Below are 24,812 nucleotides of genomic sequence, written 5' to 3'. Positions count from 1 at the left end.
AGTTGATCATGAGTGAAAATATGCTGGATCTGTTTGTGATTGGTGGTGGCATCAATGGCGCAGGCATCGCACGTGATGCCGCTGGTCGTGGCTTATCAGTGATGATGTGCGAAAAAGACGATCTCGCCCAGGGCACCTCTTCGCGCTCTGGCAAGCTGGTACACGGCGGGCTGCGTTATCTGGAATATTATGAATTCCGCCTGGTACGCGAAGCGTTGATTGAGCGTGAAGTGTTGCTTAATGCCGCGCCGCACATTATCTGGCCGATGCGTTTTGTTCTGCCGCATAGCCCCACCGATCGCCCGGCGTGGCTGGTGCGCCTGGGTCTGTTTCTTTATGACCATCTCGGGGGCCGTAAAAAGCTACCGGGCACCCGCTCACTCGATCTGATGCGCGACCCGGAAGGTGCGCCAATCCTGGATAGCTACAGCAAAGGTTTTGAATACTCCGACTGCTGGGTTGACGATGCGCGACTGGTCACGCTCAATGCGCTGGATGCCGCCGAACGCGGCGCAGCGATTTTGCCGCGTACTCGTTGTGTGGCGGCGAAACGCCACAGCGGTAAATGGGAAATTACCGTGCAGGATGAAGCCAGTGGGGCGCAGCGCACGGTATTTGCCAAAGTGCTGGTCAACGCCGCCGGGCCATGGGTGCTGGATATCGTTAACCAAGTGACGCAGACCAAAAGCACACGCAGCGTACGGCTAGTGAAAGGATCGCATATCATCGTGCCGAAGTTCTGGGAAGGTCAGCAGGCTTATCTGGTGCAAAACACCGATAAGCGCGTGATATTCATCAACCCGTACGAAGGCGACAAAGCGCTGATTGGTACCACCGACATTCCGTGGCAGGGCAAAGCCGAGGATGTGACCGCCGATGATAGCGAGCAGCAGTATTTGATTGATGTGGTGAACCGCTACTTCAAAGTGAAACTGCGCGCCAGCGATGTGATTACCCGCTTCTCCGGTGTCCGTCCGCTGTTTGACGACGGCAAAGGGAATCCTTCGGCGGTGACGCGAGATTACGTATTTGACCTCGACGATCAGCAAAGCGCCCCTCTGCTGCATGTGTTCGGCGGCAAAATCACCACTTTCCGCAAGCTGGCGGAGCATGCTTTACAGAAGCTTGCTCCCTTCTTCCCCTCAATGGGCACCGACTGGACGCGAGACGCGACCTTGCCGGGCGGCGATATGGCCAACGGTGATTTCGAGACTTTCCTTGAACAGGTGAAAGCGCGCTGGCCATGGCTACCTGCATCCCTGCGTAAACACTATGCGCGTCTTTACGGCACACGCATCGAAAAAGTGTTGGGTCATGCCAATGGTGTAGACGATCTGGGCCGCCACTTTGGCGCGCAACTGTACGAAGCCGAAGTGCGCTATCTGGTGGAGAATGAGTGGGCGCAGCAAGCTGAAGATGTGCTGTGGCGGCGCACCAAACATCGGCTACACCTCACCGACGATCAGCAACAGGCGTTTATCCAGTGGTTTGCAGCAACCTTTACTGCCCCTGTGCCGTTGCGTAAGGAGGCGTAAATCATGCCGTTAACGCTTTCGCTCAATACTAATCCGCTGGTAAATCGTTTTGCTGAACCGCAGGATTTGATTCATACCGTGGCACAGCAGATTCGCATTCGCGATCTGCAACTGACCCATGAATTCATTAATCCCGGCTGGCCAGCCGCGACCATTAATCGCATGACGCGGCGTATGCAGCAGGCCATGCGTGAAACCGGCGTGCGCGTGACATCGGGCATGACCGGACCTTATGGTCGTTTAAATCACTTTGGTCATCCGGATGTTGAGGTGCGGCGTTATTACGTGGACTGGTTTAAAACCTTTGCGGATATCACCGCCGATTTAGGTGGAGATGCCGTGGGTTCTCAGTTCGCGATTTTTACGCAGCAGGATTTTAATGATGCTTCGCGGCGTGAAGCGTTGATCGATATCGCCATCGATTGTTGGGCTGAGGTGGCAGAGCACGCCAAAGCGGCAGGACTGAAATATCTGTTCTGGGAGCCAATGAGCATTGGGCGCGAGTTTGGTGAGACCATCCCGGCTTGCCTGGCGTTACAGCAGCGCCTGAGCAGTGAGTCTTTCACACTGCCGATGTGGATGATGGCAGATATCGATCACGGTGATGTCACCTCAGCAGACCCGCGGGATTACGACCCTTACGCCTGGGCTGAAGCGGTGCCGCGTTATTCGCCGATTATCCACATAAAGCAAAGCATGATGGACAAAGGCGGCCACCGGCCTTTCACTTTGCAGTACAATGCGGGCGGCCGTATTCAGCCTCAACCTCTATTGGAGGCGCTGGCTCGCGGTGGCGCACAGGATAATGAGATCTGCCTTGAGTTGAGTTTCAAAGAGCGCGAGCCCACTGACCGGCAGGTGGTCGCGGATATTGCGGAGAGCGTTGCCTTTTGGGCATCGCACATTGATACGGGCGTGCAGGATTTGCATCTGGCTTCATGAGGCCAATTTCACCAGGAAAAGAAATATGAAACCGGCTCCAACCCCCGCTGAACGCGATGATTCTCTGGCCCTGCGTGCCGCCTGGTTGCACTACGTTGGCGGCTTAACGCAAGCCGAAGTCGCCAAACGCCTGGGATTACCTTCGGTTAAAACCCATCGCATGATTGCACGCATGGTGGCGGAAGGTGCGGTAAAAGTCTCGATTGATGGCGATATCGTGGCGTGCGTCGCGCTTGAGGACCAACTACGTGAAAAGCATGGACTGACATTTTGCCACGTCGCCCCCGACCTCGGAGAAGAAGGCTTACCGGTTCGCGCGCTGGGCATGGCCGGTGCGGATTACCTGCGTAACCTGCTCAGCGCGCAACCCGCTATTACGCTCGGCCTGGGACACGGGCGTACCCTCTCCGCCGCCATTCATCAGCTGCCGCGCATCGACGCTCCCCATATGCGTTTTGTTTCGCTGCTCGGATGTTTGACGCGCAATTACGCGCTGAACCCGCACGATGTGATGCACCGTATCGCCGAAAAAACCGGTGCACAGGCCTACATGATGCCAGTGCCCTTTTTTGCCAATACGCAGGAAGACCGCGAAGTGCTGTTGAAACAGCGCGGCGTCAGCGAAGTGTTTGCCATGGCGGCGCAGAGTGAGGTGAAACTGGTGGGTATTGGCACCGTAGAACCCGCTGCACAGCTGGTGGAAGCAGGGATGATCGATGAAGCCGAGATCAACGATATCTCACGTTCTGGCGCGGTAGGAGAATTATTGGGCCATTTCTTTGACGCGCACGGCCAAATGATTCACTCCAGCCTGACGGCGCGCACGCTGTCAGTTGAACTGGATATTACCCATCGCGCGGAGATTGTGGCGTTAGCCGGCGGTGCAAGCAAGGTTGGGGCGATTCGCGCCGTGCTGGCAAGCGGCTTGGTCACCGGCTTAATTACCGATGAATTAACGGCGCAGGCGCTACTCAGGGAGTAGCTCCGTGCGAAACTCTTCGGCCAACAAACCAAACAGCCAGTCATCCCGCCATTCACCGCTAAGAAAATAGCTTTTGCGCAGAGTTCCCTCCTGCTGAAATCCCACTTTCAGCAGCGTCCTGCGCGACGCTTGATTGCCCGCGGTGACCGTAGCAACCAACTTGCGGTAGCCTAAATCCATCAATGCAAACTGACTGATATCGCGCAGGGATTCCGCGCCAAAACCTTTGCCTTGCGCGGAGGTTGCCAGCATAAACCCAACCTCAGCGATGCCATCACCGCGGTCAATAAAGCCTGTCACGCCAAGTGGCACAACGCTGCCCTTTTCCATCATCACCAGGCACAGCCAATGCGAACTGTCTGTATGCCACTGCGGCAAACGCACCTCGAACCTTTCGCGACGGATGACGGCTTCAGGCTTTGGATCAGCAACAAATTGCATGACCTGATCATCTTGCTGCAGCGCCAGGAAAAAGGGCCAATCTTCAGCGTTGATTTGGCGATACTGTAGTCGTTTAGAAAGGATGTCGAAGAGCATGTTTTCCTTTTAAGTCTCATCATCATCGTTGCGGGTGACTTTAGACAATCACTTCCCCAACCGCTGCCTAATCTGTGAGAATAAACCGCGGCAGACCACGATGGCGATAATAATTGCGCCCCAGGTGGCGGTGATCATAAAAGGATCGAGGCGGAGCAAATTGAGACCACTGGAGATCATCTGCAGGATAATTACCGCCAGCACCACACCGGAAACCCGTCCAAATCCGCCGAAGGGACTAACCTTACCAAGAAACGCGGCCAGCACGGCCACCAGCAGGTAGGAATCCGCATAGCTGGCTTTAACGGAGTTGAGTTGCCCCATCATCACCAACGAGGTCAACGCCGCAAAGGTAGATGAAAACACATACTGCATCACGGTAATTTTGACCAGATTGACGTTGGCGTACTGTGCCGCTGTTGCGTTTGATCCCATCATGTAGAGGCTAAAACCAAAGCGGGTTTTGTTAAGGATCACCGATGCCACAATGGCCGCCACCACAAACAGAATCAACGCATTAGGGATACCAAAACTCACGCCATTGCCAATATTCAACAGTGAATCAGGAAAACCAGACAGCGTATATCCCCGCGTGAGCACCACATTCAGACCCGCGATTAACGTCATGGTACCCAGCGTCACCAGAATATCCGGGATCTTGAGGATCGAGATCAGCAAACCATTGATCACTCCCACCAGCAGACAGGCGATAAAACCCAGTAACACCGCCAGCAGCACCAGTTCACCTCCCGCCAGTTTCATCCCCTGCGCAGAGAAAGTCTGCAGGCACAGCGCGATAATGATGCCATTGAGATTGGCCGTTGAAATGATCGAGAGATTAATGCCGCCCGACAGCATCGAGATCATCATGCCAATCGCCAGTAGTCCCACAATCGGTAATTGATAGGCCATTGATATCAGGTTTTGTGGGCGGATAAATTTCTCGCCGTTGAGCACGAACATCAGCACAAATACGGCAATCAGCACCACATACAGTGACAGATTTTCCGCAATGATCGCGCTGAAACGCAAACGCGCAGGGGTGTAAGTTTTCATGGCATTGCTCCTCATTGTTCCACCACCACACGCACCTGCGCCCTTTTCTGCCGCAGAATTTGGAGCGCATTCAGCGACACGCTGAACAGAATCACCAGCCCGGTGAAGACGTTGTAGTAATAAGGCGAGACTTTCAGTAGCGTCAGACTGTTGCTGAGAATGGCGAACAGCAAGACACCCAGTAAAGTCCCCGCCACACTGCCGCGCCCGCCGGTGACCGATGCGCCCCCCAGCACTACTGCAGCAATAACCTGCAACTCAGAACCCACAATCGAGTTGGGGATCACTGTCTGCACAATCGACACCTGAATAATGCTGGCGAAACCAGAAATGGCCCCGACAAAGGTATAAATGAATAGCGTTGTCCGACGCAGGTTGAACCCGACGCGTTCGGCTGACAGCGCGTTGCCCCCCACCGCGTAAATGCTGCGGCCCAATACGGTGTGTTTGAGGAACAGATGCAGAAATATTGCCAGGGCAAACCAGAGACAGGTCACCAGACTCAAGCCGTACCAAGCGCCGTTAGCCGCCTGCAGCGGGAATATTTTGATTTCCGCCAGACTGAGCAACGAAGGGGGTAAATCGTAGATGAGATCGCCTTGCGTGATGACATAAAGCGCACCGTAGAACAGACTGTTGGTGGCAATGGTGACGATAATCGCGGTGATCTTGAAATAATAGATGATCAAGCCGTTGAGCAGCCCCATCAATGCGCCGAGGATCAACGCACACAGAATCGCCAGCCAGATATTATCGAGTCCTAACTGCAGGAACCAAAATACCACCACATACTGAGCGACCTGGGCAATGGCGGTAAAGGAGACATCAAAACCGCCCGAAATCAGTACCAGCAAAACGCCCAGCGCAAAGATGCCGAGTACCGTCCAGGATTTCAGCAGATCGGTCAGATTATCAAAGCTGATAAAATTGGGATTGATGCTGGTGATCACGATCGACAACACCACAATCAGCACCAGCAGCAGTGTTTCTCGCGCTTTGAGCAGTTTCATCATTTCCACGCACTCTCCTCCAGCGAACGTTATTGCCGCTCGATCTCACGTTGCAGCGTTTCATTATCAATCTCATCACTTCGCCAGCTTTTCCCCAGCCTTCCGCGCTGCATCATGATGATGCGATCACAGTTGGCCAGCAGTTCTGGCAGCTCATCAGAGATGAAAATGATGCCCATGCCTTCCTGAGCTTTGGCTTTGACGGTTTGATAAATATAATTTTTGGCGCCGACATCAATGCCCACGGTCGGACTGTCCAGAATGAACACCTGTGGTCGCATCGCCAGCCACTTTGCCAGCACCACTTTTTGCTGATTGCCGCCCGAAAGCATCCGAATGGGTTGGTCCTGGCTGCCGTATTTCACCTGCATGCCTTTGAGTAAACCCTCAACCGTTTCGCGCATCTTGCGGCCGTTCAATAACCGCATGGGCGTCAGATAGTGGTCGAGTGTGCAAATGGCGGCATTGGCGGCGATGCTCTGTTCCATCACCAAACCTTGAGCGAGACGATCTTCTGGTACGTAGGCAATCCCGTTTTTCACCGCCGTGTGAATGCTGTTGATCTCGACATGCTGCCCCTGCAGATAAATTTCCCCGCTTTGCGCCGGCTCGACGCCAAAGAGCGCCATTGCCAGTTCGGTGCGACCGGCACCCAGCAATCCTGCGATGCCCAGCACTTCACCTTTGTGTAGATCGAAGCTCACGTCCTGGAAACTATTGCGTTTGCTGAGATGGCGAACGCTGAGCAGAACATCCTGCGAGGCGCTGGATTGGCGGGTTTCAAAGGTTAGCGCGTAACCCAGCATCAGATTTTCGATATCACCGCTGGTGAGTTGCGCGGTAGGTTGGCAATCAATGACTTTGCCATCGCGCATGACGGTGACCCTGTCACAGATTTCCAGCAGTTCATTGAGTTTGTGGCTGATAAAAATAAAGGCAATACCCTGCTGTTTCAGCTGACGCAGAATGGCAAACAGGCTATTGATTTCACTGCGCGTCAGCGCGGTGGTCGGCTCATCCAGGATGATCAGTTTCGACTCATTCACCAGCGCACGCGCAATCGCCACCAGTTGCTGTTTGGCAATCGGCAGTTCATCCACCGTGGCATCGAGATCAAGCCGAATGCCCAGCTGAGCAATGATTTTTTCGACATTCTCTTGGTAGGTACGGCTGTGCACCAGCGCTTTACGGTCATTGAGCATCTGGCTGATGTAGATGTTTTCCAGCACCGTAAGGTTTGGGAACAGCGACAGGTCCTGATAGATGATGCCAATGCCTTGCTTGACCGCGTCCATGGCGGTGAAACGCTGCACGGATTGGTTTTTCACGGTCAAGGTGCCACGATCGCGCGCTTCAACCCCGGCGATGATTTTCATCAGGGTCGATTTGCCGCAACCGTTCTCACCCACCAGTCCATGTATTTCACCTTCATTGATGTCAAAGCTGACGTCATTAAGCGCAGTGACACCACCGAATTTTTTCGTGACGTTTGCCACGGACAAAAACTGCATATGACCTCCGCAAACCGTGCGGTGAAGGAAGCGGTCGCCATCACTGGCGACACGACAATTTCCGTGGGCGGCCGCAAGACCGCCTCGCCATCAAAAATCGTATTTGCTGTAATTGTCTTTAGTGACGGTCAACGGCTTATCAAAAATGATGTTTTGCCCGTTGATAGTCGGTACACCCAGCGTCGGGATCTCCAGACCTTGTTTGATCTGGTCACGCTTGCCATCCAGTACCATTTTGGCGATGTAGGCCATGGCATACGAGGCTTCGCCTGGGCTCCACAAGATAGACTCGGTTAGCGAACCGTCCTTCAGGAAGGTGGCGCTCTCTTTCGGCGATGTGGTACCAATCACCGTCAGTTTGCCGACCAGGCCTTTTTCACGCAGCGCCTGTGCCGCACCAGGCCCACCCTGGCTGCCAAAGGCCAGGACCCCTTTCAGATCGGGATAGGTTGAGAGTAACTCCAGGGTTTTCTGACGCGAGGCGTTGCGGTCCTCACTGACCGGGAAGCGGTCTGAGACCAGTTTCATATCGGGGTACTTCTCTTTCATCTCTTTGATCGCCGCATCCGCCCAGGTGTTATGCGCTGGCACCGTCAGCGAACCCACATAGATGGCGAATTCCCCTTTACCACCGGCATGTTTGGCGAACTCGTCCATCATGTAGCGACCAAACTTCTCGTTCTCAATCATCTCAACATCATAATCGGCACCGGGTTGGTTCACCGACTCATGGGTGATCACCACAATTTTCTGCCCGCGTGCACGGTTAAATACCGGCTCTACGGAACTGGCATTATTGGGCACCACCAGCAAGGCATTCGCGCCTTGGGTGATACTGTCTTCAATAATACGCACCTGCTGTGCTTCATCTGCCGAAGCCGGGGCTTGCTGGTAAGCATCGATCTTGAAATCCTTCGCTGCTTTCTTCAGCCCGGTTTCATAGTCGTTAAACCAGGCCGAACGCAGTTTCGGAATCCCGACCATGGTGTATTCATCTGCGGCCTGCGCAGGCAGAGCGGCACATAGTGAAGTGACGCTCAGCATCAGAGCCAGCGTGAGGGCGTTACGCGTTTTCATCATGATGTGTGTCCTATATCAGGCGGGATAGCGCCGTTCAGGTTCAGGAATGGAGCCAGCGTTACCGATTTCGATCACGGCACCCTGAAAACGCTCCTCGGTATCGAGGTAATAGAAAACGTCATCGCCGATATTGCCGCTCTGCACCACGTCATAGCCGCGTGCCTGGTAGGTTTTGAGCGCCTGTTCACAATCGGCGAAGTAAAGTTTGAGGTGGTGCAAGCCGTAGCCGTGTTTTTCAATATATTCGTCGTAGATGCTGTAACCGGAAACCGGCTGCATCAACTCCATCTGAATACCGTTGATCCAGCACACCGCGATTTTATAGATATGCTCTGCGGGCTGGCCGCGATACATCGAGTTTTTAACGTTATGCGGGCCATAGGTGTAAATATCCCAGGGTCCCATATTGAAGGCTTCCCAGTAGTGCTGCATCGCCGCATCAAGATCCTCGACCAGATGGGCAATCTGAATGATGTCACCGTCTTTCATCGTAAGCGCTCCGATTAAGCAAACTTGTGCGGCAAACCTTCAAGGTTGGTGTGACTGGCTTTCATCGCCTCCATTTCGATACCGCACTGTTCAATCAGCATCATGGTGACGATATCGGTGAACAGGAAAAGCGCCTGTTCCAGCAACGTCGACATCGGTTGGATTGATGGGATCTCTTGATCGCCACCAAAGATTTGCCCGGGCACGCGCACGGCCAAATCCGCGTACTGCCCATGTTCGTTCTCCGGATGCGCGGTCAGTAACACGATGCGCGCACCCGCTTCTTTCGCCAGTTTGATGATGTTGAGTTCAACGTTAGTGACGGCACAGTGCACGATCAGCAGGTCACCCTTGCCGAGATAGGGCGAAGTGGTGTCGTAGACGACGTAACTGTCAAAGCCCATGTGCTTCAAGCGCATGGCAAAGCCGCGTACCGAGAGTTGCATGCGGCCCATGGCGTAAAGCTGGATAGTTTTGGCCTGACGAATTTCAGTGATCAGTTGGTCGATTTGAGCGGGATCGACGGCCTGCAGGGTGTCGCGGTTTTCATTGATGACCTTCTCTACCAGTGCTGCGTATTGAGACATGTGTCATTCCTCAGTTGGCCCTGCAAGGGTGCAGGTGTAGGGTTTTATGTTTACAAATTTGTAAAGTAAATGACCTGGCAACTGAAAATAACCTTACGCAAGATTTTTACTTTTTCTTTTGGTTTTGATCACAAATTGAACACCAATCGTTTACAACTCGTCCTGAACTACTGAATTAGCGAGCTGGATCACACGTTTCAGCTGAATTAATGCGCTACTTTCCTTTCAGCCGGTGAATGTACGTGGCAAACAAAGTAAGCCAGTCGTTTTGGATTTTTTTACAAATTTCCGCGATTTTCAGATTCTTGATTTTACTTATTAACTCCCTTAATGTGTTCCAGCGTGAATCAAGGGATAAACGCTGACACAGTCAAACATTGGGTGAACTGGGCTATGGCGAAATCGGGCAAACTGGATCGCGTTTACCACGAACTGACACGGCGTATTCAACGCGGTGATTATGCCAACGGGGAACGTCTGCCAACGGAATTGATGCTCTGTGCAGAGTTGGATGTATCACGCCCGACACTGTCTCGTGCCCTTGCCCGCCTGCGGGAAGATGGAATGGTCAGCAGTACGCAAGGATCGGGGCATTACATTACCTGGTCTGATGTCGCTTATCCCGCTGAACTGCCCCCTGCCATTGCCCTAGGCATCCTTTCTCCACGCATGGAAGCTAACGAAAGTGGATTCCTGTTTGAGCAGATCTTTAAATCCATCGCCGCCCTGTCACAGCAATTCAACTTTGATTTAGTGTGGAATGGCGTCATGACCTTAGGCGCTGGCGCCACGCGTCAGGCGATTATCAATAAGATCGATGGGGTGATTGAGCGTTACCAGCGTAGTGGCGTAAAAGGGGTGTTTTTTATCCCGATTGAGTTTCATCCTTTTGCGGCTGAAATCAATCAGTTGATCCTGAGTAAACTCGAACGTGATGGCATGAATGTGGTGCTGCTCGACAGTGATGTAGTGCGCTGGCCGGCACGCAGTCGTTGGGACTTAATTGGCATTGATAATGTGGGTGCCGGCATGCTGATGACACGCCATTTACTGGCCGACCACCCACGACGTATTGATTTTCTCTGTGAACGTTTTTCCGCCAACACGGTTCATATGCGCATGCTCGGTTACCAGCTCGCACTGTTGGAGGCTGGCGTGGCGCTGCAACCCAGCTGGCAGCATGAAGGGGAACTTAATCAGCCCGACTTTATTGCCGAACTACTGGCAAGCGGCGCGCGCGATGTGGTCTGCGCCAATGATTTCACCGCCATGAAGTTGCTCTCTTTGTGCAGTCAACAAGGTGTGAAAATAAACGTCGTCGGATTTGATGACAACGAGTATTCCGCGCTGCTTGGCATCCCACTCACCACGTGGAAACAGCCCTTTAACGCCATTGGACATAATGCGGTGGTGGCGATGATGCATCGGCTGCAAAATCCTGATGCCAGCCCAATACACACCATAGCCCAGGGCGAGCTGATCGTGCGGGCTTCATGCCACAGCGTTAAACCCAAAAATTAATATCACACCAGGCTCAACACTATGCCTTGTTCCCGCAACGCTTTTTGATACTCCGCACTCAATCCTGCATCCGTCACTACCTGTTTGAAAGGTTGAGTCGGTGCCAGTGCATAAGGATGAATCTGACCAAATTTCGATGCGTCCGTGAGCGCAATGGTGTGAGTCTGTTTGTCCATGATCGCGTTGACGACATCGCATCGCAGCATATCGCGACCGGTAAACCCGGTCACCGCATCCCAGCCATCAATCCCGATAAAGGCTTTATGGAAATTGAGGTGCTGAATGCAGAGGCGAGTCAGCGGTCCCACCACCGACTCGCTGCTTTTCTGAAACAGACCGCCCAGGATGATCACATCGCCGCCCTTTTCCCGCAGTAAACCGGCGATATAATGGCTGACGGTAATAATGGTGATATCGCTGCGATCGCTGAGTTCACGCGCCAACAGTGCATTGGTGCTTCCACCTTCAATAAAGACGGTGTCTCCCGCATTCACCAGCGATGCAGCGTACTCAGCAAGGCGTTTTTTCACGGCAAAACGCGTTTGCATACGTGCGCCCACGTCATCACTTTCTGGCGCCACGGCAGAACCGTGCACGCGGCGCAGAAAACCGCCCTTTTCTAGCAGGTTCAAGTCCTGACGCACGGTAACTTCCGAGACGCCGGTGGTTTGCGCCAGTTCATTGACGCTCACGCTGCCGCGTTCGCTGACCAGTTGGATAATGTGCTGATGACGTGCGTTCATAAAACCTGCTGTCCGTTAATTTTTATCAAGCTTATCAGAAACTCAGCCTAAACCGAGACTACGGCGTCCGTTGGCATTTAATGCCTCAGGTGTGAAGCGATCGCGCCAGCTGGCTTCATAATCCTCTTTCGGGAAATCTCCGGGTGAAACCCCGGTTGCCAGCGCCTGCGCAACCTGGCTGGCATAGGCTGCATTCTTATCACACAGAGGGGCCGCCGGAATATACATCACATTGCCCCAACCTTGCTGGTCCTCTACCGGTGCTACGGAATGGATGACGTCACAGTGCCACCAGACGGAATCGCCCGCCTCCATCGCCGGAATCGAGCACAGTCCCTGAATCAACTCTGGATGCCATTTTTCAGAAACCGGTAACACTTTGCCTGGTGCAACGCCACAGAGTTCATCTTCAGGCACATCTTTCAATAACGGGCGCAGTAGCAAATACGCCATCGCTTCTGGAACTGGCACCACGTGAAGCAGGCCCTGACCCAATTGCATGTCTGACAGTGCAGTCCAGCCCTGGAAGGTACGGAATACCGAACACTTAGTAGTGGTGCCCGCCTGGTACTCATTCACTTGCGTGCGGTGAGCCGCATCCCATGGATCATATTGATCGAACTGATTGTTGAAGATCTTGCCAAACACCTGTTGGTACGCAGGCAGCAACCAACGCTCCAGCGCGCCGGAATCAGTATGTGCGCCCAGCCCTTTTGAGGTAGTACCCGGTAAACGACGACGGATACGATCGGGATAGATGATGCTGACATCAGGATCAAACCAGCGTGTGCCATTTGATTCGAAGATCCACAGCCGATTGAGGAACGACTGAGTTTTGGCCATGGCATCGCTTTGACGTGCCGACATCTGTGCATCGCTCCAGTAAATCGGATAGATTTCCGGGCGTGACGCATCCAGGTTACCGAAGAAGTTATCGCCCGGCCCTTTGTAAACCTGGTCAAAATCGTTGTCGTCGAGGTACTTGAGCATGGATTCATCCCAAGCCAGCGACTGATAGCGTTTGAAGGTCTGTTTGACCACCACACAACCGCGGCGGCGAATATGATTTTTCACCTCATCGCTTACTCGGCCTTCTGCAATATCTTGTGCGGTTACCTGCGGCCATGCTGTGCCGTTTTGCGCCTCTTCAGCCCGCGCGGCCTGAAGTTCACTGACAATTTTGCTTCTGACTTGCTCAAATAGCCCCTCGACATCACCGATTTGCTCTCTGAGGACCTTTTTCATCAGACGCACGTTGGTTTTGAAATCTTCGGGTTGTTGTTCTGAGGTAAAGATAGTGTTCATGTTTTTGCTCCGCTTTGTTTCGTTTGAAACATGATATAGTTTCATTCATAACAAAAGAACAAAATTACGCCAATCGCCTGCGATTAGTTTTATGACTGGAGTCACAGTTATTCTGCTAACGAGTTACAGGAACCTGCTCGCGGTACTGGCAATTAAAATGCCGCTCTGCAACTGTTTGCTTGTTCTGCCGTTAATGTTAAAACAAGGCGTTGATGAATTTTCCGCAGCAAAAGTAAACACCATGATTTCTAAAGAGAATGCACCGCATTATATTTGGGGCGGCAATTGTGATGGCTGGACGCTGCTTGAGCGCCAGGACATGCTGGTGATCCATGAAAGAATGCCCGCAAGCAGTGCCGAACAGCGTCATTACCACTCTGTATCTCGTCAGTTTTTCTTTGTATTGAGCGGTGAGCTGACGATGGAATTACAGGGTGAATATCACCGATTGCAGGCACAGCAAGGGATTGAAATTCCTCCTGACGCGCCACATCAGGCGCGTAATGATTCAGCATCCCCGGTGGAGTTTTTGGTGATCTCTCATCCGACGACCCGTGGCGACCGTACGAATTTTTGAGGATGACGATACGCAGTTTCAGGGTCTTATCTGTTCAACTTACGGCGGTCGTCATGAATGGCGCCCCTACAAGAATGGAAGCGGTTTTTCGAAGGGCGCGCATTTACGCACATCAGCAAAAATGGCTGCGATTTTCGTAGAGTGCGCATTTATGCGCACCAGCATACAAGGTATTGTTCACTAAACTGAGCGACAGAGTGTCGGGCCCATTATTTGTTCTGATAAAGATCCCAGCGGTTACCATAAATATCTTCAAACACCACCACGGTGCCATATTCCTCTTCACGTGGTTCCTCACAGAAAGTTACCCCGTTGGCTTTCATCTGCTGATAATCACGCCAGAAGTCGTCAGTCTGCAAAAACAGAAACACACGGCCGCCACACTGATTGCCAATAAAGCTTTGCTGACGCTCATTAGACGCCTGCGCTAATAACAGATTACAGTCACTTTGCGGATTCGGATTCACCACCACCCAACGCTTACCGGGCTGTGGCGTATCTTCGATTAAATGAAAACCTAATTTTTGCGTGTAATATTCAATAGCGCGGTCATAATCATCCACTACTATCGCTACATAACCCATACAACGTTTTTGCGTTCTCACTTCATCTCTCCGTTAATATTCTGCTGAACCAGTTTAAGCATGCGCAAACGAATCAAACCGCTGGCCGGACGGATGGTCAGCCAGTAGGGAAGCATGCGACGCTTTACCTGTGGCGTCGGGCAGTAAATGAAGGTTTCGGTCATCACCTCATACTCGCCAACCGATCGCTGAAAGACCTGATTGCGCACGATTAAACGCGCATGCAATGGGTTGTCATGCCGTATAAAATCCTGTGCATCGTTAATCGCTTCCAGCCCCATATCCAGACGCCAGAAGCGCCCGACCAGCCCGAAGGTGATTTCTTCTGCAGATTCATTGAGTAAGGTAAATCGATGCAGGTTAAAATCCTGAGGTGTGAAGCCGGGTAAGAGCTTCTCAGGCCATTTTCGAATCGCCATCAGGGTGCGTGCAATCACATCCTGCTGCATATCGAATTGCTTCAGCGCCTGGATAATCGTGGGCACACTGTCTGCATGCATCCTGGCGCGGTGAATTTCATGAAAGTGAAATTCAGGTAATAAAGGTGAACTATTTTTCCAGCGTAAATTCTCTGCTCTGCTTACCGAACCAAAACATCCCATGTCAGACTCGCTACATTCAGAAAAATAAAAAAGCAGACCGAAATCTGCTTATTCTGTATCAGGCATTACCACCCGCCACTTTTTTCAATGCCACCACTTCTGCCTGCTCCAGCAATGGTTCCAGATCGGCAAACAACTTAACAATATGGGGGGCATTGAGATGCTTATCCAGTAATTCCTGGCTCGCCCACTCCTCGGTCCAGACAAAGCGGCATGGGTTTTTGCTGTCAATATTCAGCTGGTAGGTGATACATCCCTCTTCCTGTAACGTCTCTTCAATCACGCCACGGAATAATTGCTCAGCTTTATCTTCACAGCCTGGTTTTGCGGTTAGCAATGCAACAACAGGAACCGTCATATTCATCTCCCTATTAAATAAAAAATGCAGATTTACGTTAACTCAGCTTATTCCTGCTGTCAGTCCTAAATGTGCGTTGCCTGCACCAAAACATTCGCGTCATAATCGCTGATGATGAACGCAAGGAGTGACGCATGCCTGAATTATCCAGTTGGTTAGCCTTTGCTTTGGTGGCATTAGGATTAGTGTTGACCCCCGGCCCAAACATGATTTATCTGGTTTCCCGCTCGCTGTGCCAGGGCAAGCGTGCTGGATATATCTCGTTAGGCGGCGTGGCGTTAGGTTTTGTGTTTTACATGCTGTGCGCGGCACTGGGGATCACCGCTTGGTTGCTGGCGGTGCCGTGGGCCTACGACGCGCTGCGCTTTAGCGGTGCGCTCTATCTGCTTTATCTCGCGTGGCAGGCATTGAAACCGGGTGGCCGATCCCCGTTTGCGGTGCGCGACCTGCCGGCCGATAACCACCGTAAACTTTTCACCATGGGATTTCTCACGAATCTTGCGAATCCCAAAATCGCCATGATGTTTTTATCTCTCCTGCCACAGTTCATTACCCCGGATCACGGCAGCGTGTTAATGCAATCGCTGGTGCTGGGTGTCACACAAATTGTGATTAGCCTGACGGTTAACGCGATTTTCATCACCACCGCAGGCCAGGTTTCAACCTTTTTGCTGGCTCGTCCCAGTTGGCAGCGCATGCAGCGTTGGCTCATGGGTACGGTTCTGGCGGGAATGGCAGTTAAACTGGCACTGGATGCGCGCAAATAGCATTGAGGGTGCAGTGCAAGCACTGCGCCCTGCGATCACAGCTACTTATTCAATTGCTCGATGATTTTATCCGCTGCGATAACGCGATCGTCATTCGGGAACCATTTGTTCGCCAGCATGATCACCGCGATTTTTTGCGATGGGATAAACACGGCGTAAGTCGAGAAACCGTTAGTGGAACCGGTCTTGTTGAACCATGCCTGTTGTGGCGCAGGCTGCGGTGGCGAAATCAGTGTCGCAGACATCCCTTTCATAATGCGTTGCCCGCTATTGCCCTCAACCAGTTGCTGCGCGGTGACGGGCAGCGGGTAATACTCCCACATCATTGCTTGCGTAAATGCATCGGTTTGGTAGTAACCCTGATGCGTGCGAGCAATGGCTTGCTGCCAGTCAGGTGCGACTTTTTGCTCATCCAATTGGATCGACAACCAGCGAATCAAATCTGATGAGGTCGATTTGAGTCCATAAGACTCTGCATCCAACGGACCCGGTGTAACACGTACCGGTTTATCCTGCTTGTTATACCCCTGCGCATACTGCCCCATTGCTGACGCCGGCACCTGCACATAGCTGTGGTGCATGCCCATGGCCGGTAAAAGCTGCTTTTCCATTGCGCTGATAAAAGGCTGTTGCAAACTTTTCGCAGCAATCATCCCCAACATACCAATGCCAAGATTGGAATAGACGCGCACAGTGCCGGGCTTTGCATCAGGCTGCCAGTGTTTGTACCAGTCCATTAACTGCTGCTGATTGGTGACCGCATCCGGCACGAACAAAGGTGTGCCGGAGGTGTGGGTGGCGAGATTCAGCAGTGATACCCGATCGAAAGCACTGCCTTTGAGTTCAGGCAACCATGTGCTGGCTTTATCGCTGAATTGCAGTTTTTTCTGCTGCGCGGCGTAGCTGGCCAACGTTGCGGTAAAGGTTTTGCTCAACGAACCAATCTCAAACAGCGTCTGTTGCGTGATCGGTTGTTGAGTCTCTTTAGATGCCACACCGTAATTATAAAATTCCGTTTTACCGTTATGCAGAATGGCCACAGCCATGCCGGGAATCTGGTATTGCTGCATCAGGGGTTTGATAATCGTGTCCGGCGCGGGGGTTTGTGCGAAAGAGTTACTGCTCATTATGAGAGCCAAAATACTGAGTGTTTTTGGTAATTGCATGATAATCCCTTATATTTTAGTTAAGTCACTATTTTGCCACGAAACGAAATTCAGCCCAACTGAAAGCGCTTAGCCTGAACCTTCGATAAAGCTCTCTTTGTGAGTGTAATCACAACAATTGCAGCTTCCATTAACCCTCACCTCTTTTTGCGTCAACGATTTATCTATCTGCGCTTATGAAGATGGCCATGAGCCGGGGAGCAACCCATGGAGAATAACGCAACACGCGAACAACGACTTAACGCGCTGCGACAGCGCACTACGGCCCCCGTGTTAATTGTCGGCGGGGGGATTAATGGTATCAGCACCTTTCGTGAACTGGCGCTACAGGGCATTCCGGTAATTTTGGTGGAGAAAGGCGACTGGTGTCAGGCCGCCAGCGGCGCGCTATCGCGCATGATTCACGGCGGATTACGTTATCTGGAAACCGGTGAATTTACCCTGGTAAAAGAGTCCGTGACCGAGCGTGACCGGCTACTGAAAAACGCCTCACATTACGTTTTCCCGCTGCGCACCACGGTGCCAATCGACAATCTCGGTGGGGGGCTAATCAATGCCACTCGTCGCTTTCTTCGACTCAGTGATAAACCTACCCGACGGGGGGCTTTGCTGATCAAAACGGGCCTGAGTCTTTACGATATCTACACGCGACAATATGGTTCGATGCCTAAACATCAGGTACGCGCAGAAGCCGCAACGCGGGACCGCTGGCCCGGTTTTGCCCCGTGGGTGAAGTACAGCGCCAGCTACTATGATGCGTGGATCAGTGCCCCCGAACGCTTAGGCTATGAATTGATAGAGGATGCCGAACGCGCCTGCCCCGACGCGCTGGCGCTGAACTATCTTCAGTTAGTCAGCACCAATGGCGAATCCGTCACGCTTCAGGATGCATTCAGCGGCGAGCGTTTTACGCTGCAACCCCATGTGCTGGTGAATGCTGGCGGTGCGTGGATTGATCAGCTTAATCAGCGATTGGTCCCCACGGAAACCACGGCGAGATTAATTGGCGGCACCAAGGGTTCGCACCTGATTATCGACCATCCCGAATTGCGGCACATGCTCGACGGCGAGATGGTCTATTTCGAAAACCAGGAAGGTCGGGTGTGCATTATGTTCCCGTGGTTCGGCAAAGTGCTGTTAGGTTCTACCGACATCCGTGTTGACGACCCCGATAGCGTGGTGTGTGAAGAGGATGAGAAAGCCTACATCCTCGAATCGCTACGCTTCGTCTTCCCCAATGTGGTGGTACCAGAATCGTCCATCCTCTACACCTTCTGTGGTGTCCGCCCCCTGCCCGCCAGCGATGCAAAAGTGAACGGGCAGATATCCCGTAATCACTCATTGGTGCTGTTGCCGCCAGATGCGGCGCATGCGTACAGCGTGCTGTGTCTGGTGGGCGGGAAATGGACCACATTCCGACAGTTTGGTGAGGAGGCAGCAGACCGGGTATTGCGATTGGTGGGTGAAAAACGGCGTCAATCGAGCGGCGATATGCCTATCGGTGGCGGCCGTGACTTTCCGGCACCTTCCGGGCAAACACGCTGGCTGACGCAACTGGCGCAACAATATGATCTGCCGCTGCCTCGCGTGTCATTACTGGCGAAGCGCTACGGCAGTCGCGCTCTGCCCATTCTGCAACGGATTCAGCAACAAGGCGAACAACCGCTGCAACATCATAGCGAGTACAGCGCATTGGAACTGCGTTATCTGATTGAGCACGAGCAGGTACAACAGTTGGAAGATCTGCTGGTGCGACGCACATCCTTGGCCATCTGCGGCGAACTGACCTTGCCGCTGGTGGAAGAGATATCACACCTTTTAGCCAGCACGCTGGGTTGGAGTGACAGCCACCGCAGGCAGCATCTGGATCAGAGTTGCGCCCGTCTGGCGCAATGGCACGGCCTGACTCACCTTAATCCCACGATTTTTCAGGAGGAAACACGACATGTTAGTAACCAATAAAGTCCGCATGAACCGCCTGTTTCAGCACGGTAAATGCCTTGACGTGGCGATCGACCACGGCATCGCCAACGAGCCCGATTTCCTGATTGGCCTGGAAAATATTGAGGGCGTGATGGAAAACCTGATCGCCGCACAACCCGATGCAATTCAGGTGAACTATGGCCAGGCCGATCTGTTACAGCGCGTTGCCGGACGCAAACCGGCGTTGGTGATGCGTACCGATGTCGGTAATGCCTATAACGCCGCGCGTCATCGGGAGATGTGGGCCGTGTTGCACAATCCTGATGAGCCCATTCTTGCTGCCCTACAGATGGATGCTGCCGCGGTGGTGGTCAATCTCTACTTGATCCCAGACGAACCCGGCATTTTCCGCATGTGTGTCGAGAACATTGGTCGGTTGCGTCAGGCGTGCGATCGCTATTCCATGCCGCTGATGATCGAACCTTTAGTGATGGCACCGGCCGGGCAAGGCGCTGCCTATGGCTCGCTGGGGGATGTCGAGAAAATGGTACCGCTGGTGCGCCTGGCGCGTGAACTGGGGGCGGACATCATCAAAGCCGATTCCACCGAGAATATCGACGACTTTCATCGTGTAGTTGAAGCGGCACGTTGCCCTACGCTGGTGCGCGGTGGCGGCAAAGGCGAACTGGGTGGCGTACTGGCAAAAAGTGCCGCGCTGATGGCGCAAGGGGCCAGCGGTATGGTGTATGGCCGCAACGTCTATCAGCACGATAATCCGTCGCGCGTGGTGAAAGCGCTCTTGGCCATCATCCATCAGGGTGCCAGCGGCCCAGATGCACTGGAAATCTATCAGCAGGGTTAAGCCTTACCTGCACCGGCGCTTAAGCGGTGCGCCGTCTTCGCCAGAAAAACGGAGTCGGAAATGAGTCAAATTCTTGGCATAGATGCCGGTAACACCATGATCAAAGCGGTACTGTTTGATCTTAGTGGTCGTGTGCTGTCAGTGGCAGAGTGCGCCGGTGAAACCCATCAACCACAGGAGGGCTACGCTGAGCGTCCGGTAGAAGATATCTGGCACGGCGTGAGCCAGGCGGTGAGCCGCTGCCTGCAACAGGCCGGAACTGATGCGCGAGAAGTGATTGCAGTGGGTGCCGCAGGCCATGGTAATGGGTTGTATGCATTGGATAAACAGCAACAGCCGCTGTTTGGTATTCAATCGATTGATCATCGCGCCATGGATACCGTGCAGGCGCTGGAAGCCAGTGGCGCGGATAAAGCAATCTATCAGTTATCGCTTCAGAAGCCGTGGCCCGCAGCCACACCGGTACTGATCAGTTGGGTCAAACAGCATCAGCCGGATCGTTGGGCGCAACTCGGCCATGTGCTTTGCGCCAAAGATGTGATTGCGCATTTTCTCAGTGGCACCATTAGCGCAGATTACTCCGATGCCGCTGGCGCCGGGCTGATTGACTACCGGCAACGCGATTACAGCCCGCAACTGATGGCGTTGTACGGAATTGAAGATGCTCTCACCCTGCTGCCACCCCTGCGTGAATCCTGTGATGTGGTCGGCCATGTTACCGTTCGCGCATCGCAACTGACCGGGTTACCGGCGGGTATTCCGGTGGTGGCGGGGATTTTCGATGTGGTAGCCAGCGCCATCGGCTCAGGCGTGGTGCAAACCGGTGACGCCTCAATAGTGGCGGGCACCTGGAGCATCAATCAGGTGGTGGTCGATAAACCTGATTATTTGCGCCCGGTGTTTATGAATTCGATCATCGAAAAAGACCGCTTTATGGCCATTGAGGCCAGCGCCACCTCGGCCGCCAATCTGGACTGGTTTCTACGTGAATTCGACGATGGCCGCAGCGGTCATGGCGCGGCCCGCAGCAGTGACACGGTCGCGCATGTCGAACTGAATGCGCAGCTGCCGCTCTATCACCCCTACCTCTACTCCGGTCGCAAATCTGAACCTGCCAAAGCCGGTTTTTACGGTCTGGGCGGCTGGCACACCCGCGCAGATATGCTGTTTGCGCTGTTTGAAGGCGTGACGTTTGCGCATCGGGCGCACATCGACCGCTTACGGGCAGCAGGCATTCCTTTCACCCACGCGACGCTCTCGGGCGGTGCGGCACGCAGTTGCATCTGGCCACAGATGTTTGCCGATGTGCTGGGTATTCCCATTCGTGTAGCCGAGTGCAAAGAAACCGGTGCTTTAGGCGCCGCACTCTGCGCTGGCGTGGGTGTCGGCGTTTGGCCCGATCTGGCCGCTGCGGTAAAACAAGCGGTACAGATTACGCCCGGCGAACTATTGCCCAGATCTGAACGTTTTGCCTTTCACGATGCACGGTATCGGATATTTAAAAAGCTCGAACTGGCGATGAGCGAAATGTGGCGCGAAGTTGGCTGATTTTACTGGTTTATTTTCAGCCGAGTGGTAATAGTGGCTGTTTCGTCAACGCAATAAGGATATCCCGTGCAAATCAATCAACTGCCGTTTGGTATTACCGACTGGAGCACCATCGAAACCGAAACCCACCCCGGCGACGTAGGCTATGCGCTGTGGCGCACACAACGTTTTGGCGACATTCGCGTGCGCATGGTCGAGTATTCCGCCGGGTATGTTGCTGACCATTGGTGCAGTAAAGGCCACATTCTGCTGTGCCTGGAAGGTGAAATGGTGACAGAACTGGAAGATGGCCGCACCTTCACCCTGACGCCAGGTGTCAGCTATCAGGTGGCGGATAACGCCGAGGCGCATCGATCTTCTACTCGCCAGGGTGCCAAACTTTTCATTGTTGATTGACTTCAGGCTGCTCAAAAAATGACAAGTCACGCGAACTGATGTACACTTGATGCATTACAATGTTCAAGTGAACATCGTCAGGAGGTTACATGTCTATGACATCTGCACTCAATCATACTCGGGGCGCGCGTGTGTTTGACCCTTCGCTGATCCCCCATGCTGACCCGTCATTTATGGATCAAATGGGGCTGCCCCGAAACCGATTGCAGGCACATAAGCTTATTACTGAAGGAATTGATGTCGGTATTGTGGTGCGCGCCGCAACAATTCTTAAAGCGACACCGATTGATGTGGCACAAATGGTGTCTATTGATCGTAATACCTATCGTCGGCGTGAGAAATCCGGCAGCCAACTTTCCGTTGACCAGGGCGCGCGCATCTATCAGGTATTTGAAGTACTGGATGCCGTCATTCACCTGTTTGGCGGCGATCCCGAAGTGGCGATGCAGTGGATGTATCAACCCGCACTGGCGCTGGATGGGGCGCAACCCATGGAAATGCTGAGCACGCCAGCAGGTTGCGACGCCATACTCACCTTGACGGGTCGCCTGGAACATGGAGTGATTGTGTAATGCCACAACGGAAGGAACCGGCTGAATCAACACGTATGTTTTATCGTTTAGTGAAAGAAGAATATGTAAGCCAGGCATTTAACGGTTATGGCGCGGAAAAATGGGGCGGCCGCTGGAATCCACCGGGTACCAAAGCGGTCTACCTCAGCAGTTCCAGAGCATTAGCATTGCTGGAAACGGTGGTGCATGCAGGCAAGACACTGCTGGAACAAAATCGATTTGTGATCTTCACGCTGACGATCCCAGAGAGTGAAATCATTGCGCTGGACAGCAGCAAACTGCCGCGAGGCTGGGAGAAGTATCAGCAACAGGAAGCAACGCAGGCCATCGGCGCGGCCTTTCTCAATCTGGAAAGTGGCTATCCGCTGCTGATGACCGTGCCGAGTATTTTAACCGGAGAAGATAACGCCCTTTTCAACCCCGATCATCCCTCTGCGGCGGACATCATCGCACACGCCACATCAACAGCTTTCACCATCGATCGCCGCATCAAAGAATAGACTCAGGGCGCACCAGGCACGCCCTGTAAGCATTATTTCGCCATCGCGTAGGCTGCGGTGAGGTCCACACGCTGCCAGAAGGATTGCTCAGTATTGCCCGACAACGGATAACCGTTTGGCAGCGCCGTTTTCACCATCAGGTTGCGGATCTGAGCATCAGACAGCTGCGGCATGGCGGTTTTCAGCAAAACCTCCGCACCTTGCGGAACCTGTACCGGCGTGTTTTTCACATCCGCTTTTGGCAGGTTATAGCTCATGGTGAAGCGATAGAACGTCTTCATGTCTGGCGAACGATACGGATCATCTTTACCCGCTGTGCGAGCACATTCAGCCAGCGAGGTGCCACACTCTTTCTCCAGTGCGGTGCGCAATTGGTCACGCGCTTCTTTGAACAGTACCTGGTAACGGGCATCGTTGAGGTAAGTGGCCACGTTGCGCTCTGCCACCATACGTGAACCCATCACATCCAGTGGGTAATGCACACCCAATACCAGACGCGAATAACCATAGCGTGCACCACGTGTCACCAGCGCTTCAAAACGTTCTGGCACCATTTCGGCCATTAATAAGGCATCGGTATAGCCGGTGTTGGTATGGCCGCTGGGGAAGGATCCGCCGTCAGCGGTATAGCGCACATTGTCTTTCACCACGACGTCATCGGGTACCAAATGGATAGTGTTGCCTTCGTGTAAGAAGGGACGAGGATAATTAAAATGTTTTTTGGCGGCGCTGGTGCTGACTTCACTGGCTTTGATCAGCGCAGCGGCTTTGCCGATTTCGCCTTTGTCATAGGCCGCCAGGAATGCTTTGCCGAGGCGTGGCCCCATGGCATCAGACAGGAAATAGAGGCTGCTGATGGCTTCAGCATCCTGCAACGCCTGGTGACGCACATTCTGTGTGGCGTTGAGGTTGATGCTGGTCACGGTGGCGCGACTGGCGTCCAGTACGCTGGCTGGCAAGGTGCTGAATCCCGACAGCAGTGCGATGCCAGCCTGCTGGTTCTGCTTAGCATTGAAATCATAGCCACTGCTTTTCAGCCAGGCTTTATCGGCTTGCGTGCTGGTTTGCTTGGCTTTTTCCAGCAAATCACGTTTGAGCGTGGCGCTGTCACCTTGCAGATATTTGCGCTCCGCCTGCAGCGACTGCTGCTCGAGCTGGGTGTAACCCGGTGTTGCACCGGTAGACGTCTGTGCTGCCAGTGCGGCGACTTGTGGCAGTGTCGTCGCGTGTGCCTGCTGAGCCAGCAGTAAAACCGTTGCAATCAGTGTGTAGCGGGTTTTCATTATTTTCCCCTGTTATCAGAACATTACCTTGCCGGGAAAATACGCTAGCACCCTGTTATGACAGATTTATTTCAATCACTTGCACTGATTTGAACAGTTTTGTACGCAAATTTGTGCCAGCGAGCCACAACCGCCGCCGTTATCGTTTTTGCACTGTGATTGCTGCACGTAACAGTTCTGTTGACACGCAGAGAGATCACATTTCGCTGCTACGGGCGTCAGTTGTGCCACCGGTGCTTTACGTTCGGGCTGCCACTGGCTTTGTGCCAGGGCGCTGACGCTCAAAAATAAGGTAAAGGCCATTATCCACTTCATGGTGAACTCCTCATCGAAACGATCTAAAGAGTATGACGCCTCCCCGAACAAATACCATGGT

Annotated in this window: 27 protein-coding genes; 12 read left to right on the top strand and 15 right to left on the bottom strand. The window is 53.2% G+C overall.

Features of this window, described 5'->3' with window-relative positions; all coding sequences use genetic code 11:
- Window positions 1–8 precede the first annotated feature (8 nt).
- The 3 genes from ACPUC8_RS14545 to ACPUC8_RS14535 are packed head-to-tail and all read left to right on the top strand — an operon-like array spanning window position 9 to window position 3,459.
- The gene (locus ACPUC8_RS14545; RefSeq protein WP_494926644.1) at window positions 9–1,535 is read left to right on the top strand and encodes a glycerol-3-phosphate dehydrogenase; all 1,527 of its coding nucleotides are present in this window, start codon (window positions 9–11) and stop codon (window positions 1,533–1,535) included.
- Between the two features lie 3 nt (window positions 1,536–1,538).
- Entirely contained in the window at window positions 1,539–2,477 is a 939-nt protein-coding gene (locus ACPUC8_RS14540; RefSeq protein WP_494926643.1) for a sugar phosphate isomerase/epimerase family protein, read from the top strand.
- 25 nt (window positions 2,478–2,502) lie between these two features.
- Window positions 2,503–3,459, top strand: coding sequence for a sugar-binding transcriptional regulator (locus tag ACPUC8_RS14535; protein WP_494926642.1), 957 nt, complete (start codon window positions 2,503–2,505; stop codon window positions 3,457–3,459).
- On the opposite strand, the gene ACPUC8_RS14530 is transcribed toward ACPUC8_RS14535, so the two are convergent.
- The 7 genes from ACPUC8_RS14530 to ACPUC8_RS14500 all read right to left on the bottom strand — a co-directional run bounded on the left by ACPUC8_RS14530 (window position 3,445) and on the right by ACPUC8_RS14500 (window position 9,729).
- A complete protein-coding gene (locus tag ACPUC8_RS14530; RefSeq protein WP_494926641.1) occupies window positions 3,445–3,996 on the bottom strand; it encodes a GNAT family N-acetyltransferase in 552 nt (183 codons plus the stop codon). The two genes, ACPUC8_RS14535 and ACPUC8_RS14530, sit on opposite strands and share 15 nt — an antisense overlap.
- Window positions 3,997–4,044: 48 nt before the next feature.
- A complete protein-coding gene (locus ACPUC8_RS14525) occupies window positions 4,045–5,052 on the bottom strand; it encodes an ABC transporter permease (protein WP_039328673.1) in 1,008 nt (335 codons plus the stop codon).
- 11 nt (window positions 5,053–5,063) lie between these two features.
- Complete coding sequence (locus tag ACPUC8_RS14520) at window positions 5,064–6,065, bottom strand: ABC transporter permease (RefSeq protein ID WP_039328691.1); 1,002 nt, start codon at window positions 6,063–6,065, stop codon at window positions 5,064–5,066.
- 26 nt (window positions 6,066–6,091) lie between these two features.
- A complete protein-coding gene (locus tag ACPUC8_RS14515) occupies window positions 6,092–7,573 on the bottom strand; it encodes a sugar ABC transporter ATP-binding protein (protein ID WP_494926640.1) in 1,482 nt (493 codons plus the stop codon).
- A gap of 90 nt (window positions 7,574–7,663) precedes the next feature.
- On the bottom strand, window positions 7,664–8,653 hold the full coding sequence (locus ACPUC8_RS14510) for an autoinducer 2 ABC transporter substrate-binding protein (protein ID WP_494926639.1): 990 nt from the start codon (window positions 8,651–8,653) through the stop codon (window positions 7,664–7,666).
- Between the two features lie 15 nt (window positions 8,654–8,668).
- On the bottom strand, window positions 8,669–9,142 hold the full coding sequence (locus ACPUC8_RS14505) for a VOC family protein (RefSeq protein WP_494926638.1): 474 nt from the start codon (window positions 9,140–9,142) through the stop codon (window positions 8,669–8,671).
- Window positions 9,143–9,156: 14 nt separating this feature from the next.
- A complete protein-coding gene (locus ACPUC8_RS14500) occupies window positions 9,157–9,729 on the bottom strand; it encodes an SIS domain-containing protein (RefSeq protein WP_039328676.1) in 573 nt (190 codons plus the stop codon).
- A gap of 342 nt (window positions 9,730–10,071) precedes the next feature.
- Between ACPUC8_RS14500 and ACPUC8_RS14495 the strand changes: the two genes are divergently transcribed.
- Window positions 10,072–11,250, top strand: coding sequence for a LacI family DNA-binding transcriptional regulator (locus tag ACPUC8_RS14495; RefSeq protein ID WP_494926637.1), 1,179 nt, complete (start codon window positions 10,072–10,074; stop codon window positions 11,248–11,250).
- Window positions 11,251–11,252: 2 nt separating this feature from the next.
- Here ACPUC8_RS14495 and ACPUC8_RS14490 read toward each other — a convergent pair whose 3' ends face one another.
- Both ACPUC8_RS14490 and ACPUC8_RS14485 read right to left on the bottom strand, forming a co-directional pair.
- Window positions 11,253–11,993: a DeoR/GlpR family DNA-binding transcription regulator gene (locus ACPUC8_RS14490; RefSeq protein WP_039328678.1), complete on the bottom strand. Its 741-nt coding sequence runs from the start codon at window positions 11,991–11,993 to the stop codon at window positions 11,253–11,255.
- A 42-nt stretch (window positions 11,994–12,035) separates the two neighbouring features.
- On the bottom strand, window positions 12,036–13,298 hold the full coding sequence (locus ACPUC8_RS14485) for a DUF1479 domain-containing protein (protein ID WP_494926636.1): 1,263 nt from the start codon (window positions 13,296–13,298) through the stop codon (window positions 12,036–12,038).
- Window positions 13,299–13,539: 241 nt separating this feature from the next.
- Here ACPUC8_RS14485 and ACPUC8_RS14480 point away from each other — a divergent pair, with 241 nt between their 5' ends.
- On the top strand, window positions 13,540–13,875 hold the full coding sequence (locus tag ACPUC8_RS14480; protein WP_039328693.1) for a cupin domain-containing protein: 336 nt from the start codon (window positions 13,540–13,542) through the stop codon (window positions 13,873–13,875).
- A gap of 209 nt (window positions 13,876–14,084) precedes the next feature.
- Here ACPUC8_RS14480 and ACPUC8_RS14475 read toward each other — a convergent pair whose 3' ends face one another.
- The 3 genes from ACPUC8_RS14475 to ACPUC8_RS14465 form a co-directional block, all read right to left on the bottom strand.
- Window positions 14,085–14,480: a VOC family protein gene (locus ACPUC8_RS14475; protein ID WP_494926635.1), complete on the bottom strand. Its 396-nt coding sequence runs from the start codon at window positions 14,478–14,480 to the stop codon at window positions 14,085–14,087.
- Window positions 14,477–14,944, bottom strand: coding sequence for a hypothetical protein (locus tag ACPUC8_RS14470; protein ID WP_494926634.1), 468 nt, complete (start codon window positions 14,942–14,944; stop codon window positions 14,477–14,479). The genes ACPUC8_RS14475 and ACPUC8_RS14470 overlap by 4 nt, the downstream gene beginning before the upstream one ends.
- A 175-nt stretch (window positions 14,945–15,119) precedes the next feature.
- Complete coding sequence (locus ACPUC8_RS14465; RefSeq protein WP_058973708.1) at window positions 15,120–15,419, bottom strand: putative quinol monooxygenase; 300 nt, start codon at window positions 15,417–15,419, stop codon at window positions 15,120–15,122.
- Window positions 15,420–15,553: 134 nt separating this feature from the next.
- On the opposite strand from ACPUC8_RS14465, the gene ACPUC8_RS14460 reads away from it, so the two are divergent.
- Window positions 15,554–16,186, top strand: a complete 633-nt coding sequence (locus ACPUC8_RS14460; protein WP_494926633.1) for a LysE family translocator — start codon at window positions 15,554–15,556, stop codon at window positions 16,184–16,186.
- A gap of 41 nt (window positions 16,187–16,227) precedes the next feature.
- On the opposite strand, the gene ampC is transcribed toward ACPUC8_RS14460, so the two are convergent.
- Window positions 16,228–17,352 (bottom strand): class C beta-lactamase, encoded by a 1,125-nt coding sequence (ampC, locus tag ACPUC8_RS14455; RefSeq protein WP_494926632.1) that lies wholly within the window; start codon window positions 17,350–17,352, stop codon window positions 16,228–16,230.
- Between the two features lie 207 nt (window positions 17,353–17,559).
- Between ampC and ACPUC8_RS14450 the strand changes: the two genes are divergently transcribed.
- The 6 genes from ACPUC8_RS14450 to ACPUC8_RS14425 all read left to right on the top strand — a co-directional run bounded on the left by ACPUC8_RS14450 (window position 17,560) and on the right by ACPUC8_RS14425 (window position 23,153).
- Window positions 17,560–19,314: a glycerol-3-phosphate dehydrogenase/oxidase gene (locus ACPUC8_RS14450; RefSeq protein WP_039336173.1), complete on the top strand. Its 1,755-nt coding sequence runs from the start codon at window positions 17,560–17,562 to the stop codon at window positions 19,312–19,314.
- Window positions 19,298–20,137 (top strand): class I fructose-bisphosphate aldolase, encoded by an 840-nt coding sequence (locus ACPUC8_RS14445; RefSeq protein ID WP_494926631.1) that lies wholly within the window; start codon window positions 19,298–19,300, stop codon window positions 20,135–20,137. The genes ACPUC8_RS14450 and ACPUC8_RS14445 overlap by 17 nt, the downstream gene beginning before the upstream one ends.
- A 60-nt stretch (window positions 20,138–20,197) precedes the next feature.
- On the top strand, window positions 20,198–21,685 hold the full coding sequence (locus ACPUC8_RS14440) for an FGGY-family carbohydrate kinase (protein ID WP_494926630.1): 1,488 nt from the start codon (window positions 20,198–20,200) through the stop codon (window positions 21,683–21,685).
- Between the two features lie 66 nt (window positions 21,686–21,751).
- A complete protein-coding gene (locus ACPUC8_RS14435) occupies window positions 21,752–22,081 on the top strand; it encodes a DHCW motif cupin fold protein (protein ID WP_494926629.1) in 330 nt (109 codons plus the stop codon).
- A gap of 89 nt (window positions 22,082–22,170) precedes the next feature.
- Window positions 22,171–22,653 carry an Xre family toxin-antitoxin system antitoxin gene (locus ACPUC8_RS14430; RefSeq protein ID WP_039336167.1) on the top strand — a complete coding sequence of 161 codons (483 nt, stop codon included), beginning with the start codon at window positions 22,171–22,173 and terminating at the stop codon, window positions 22,651–22,653.
- Window positions 22,653–23,153: an RES family NAD+ phosphorylase gene (locus ACPUC8_RS14425; protein ID WP_494926628.1), complete on the top strand. Its 501-nt coding sequence runs from the start codon at window positions 22,653–22,655 to the stop codon at window positions 23,151–23,153. The genes ACPUC8_RS14430 and ACPUC8_RS14425 overlap by 1 nt, the downstream gene beginning before the upstream one ends.
- Before the next feature lie 32 nt (window positions 23,154–23,185).
- Here the strand turns inward: ACPUC8_RS14425 and ACPUC8_RS14420 are convergent, their stop codons facing one another.
- Window positions 23,186–24,436, bottom strand: a complete 1,251-nt coding sequence (locus ACPUC8_RS14420) for an acid phosphatase (protein ID WP_494926627.1) — start codon at window positions 24,434–24,436, stop codon at window positions 23,186–23,188.
- A 75-nt stretch (window positions 24,437–24,511) separates the two neighbouring features.
- Window positions 24,512–24,751: a hypothetical protein gene (locus ACPUC8_RS14415; protein ID WP_039336162.1), complete on the bottom strand. Its 240-nt coding sequence runs from the start codon at window positions 24,749–24,751 to the stop codon at window positions 24,512–24,514.
- Window positions 24,752–24,812: the final 61 nt, after the last annotated feature.

This window comes from Pantoea sp. CFCC18177 (assembly GCF_059412425.1).
Note: the sequence above shows the minus strand (reverse complement) of the source record. Positions and strands in the feature narration are given on the sequence as shown.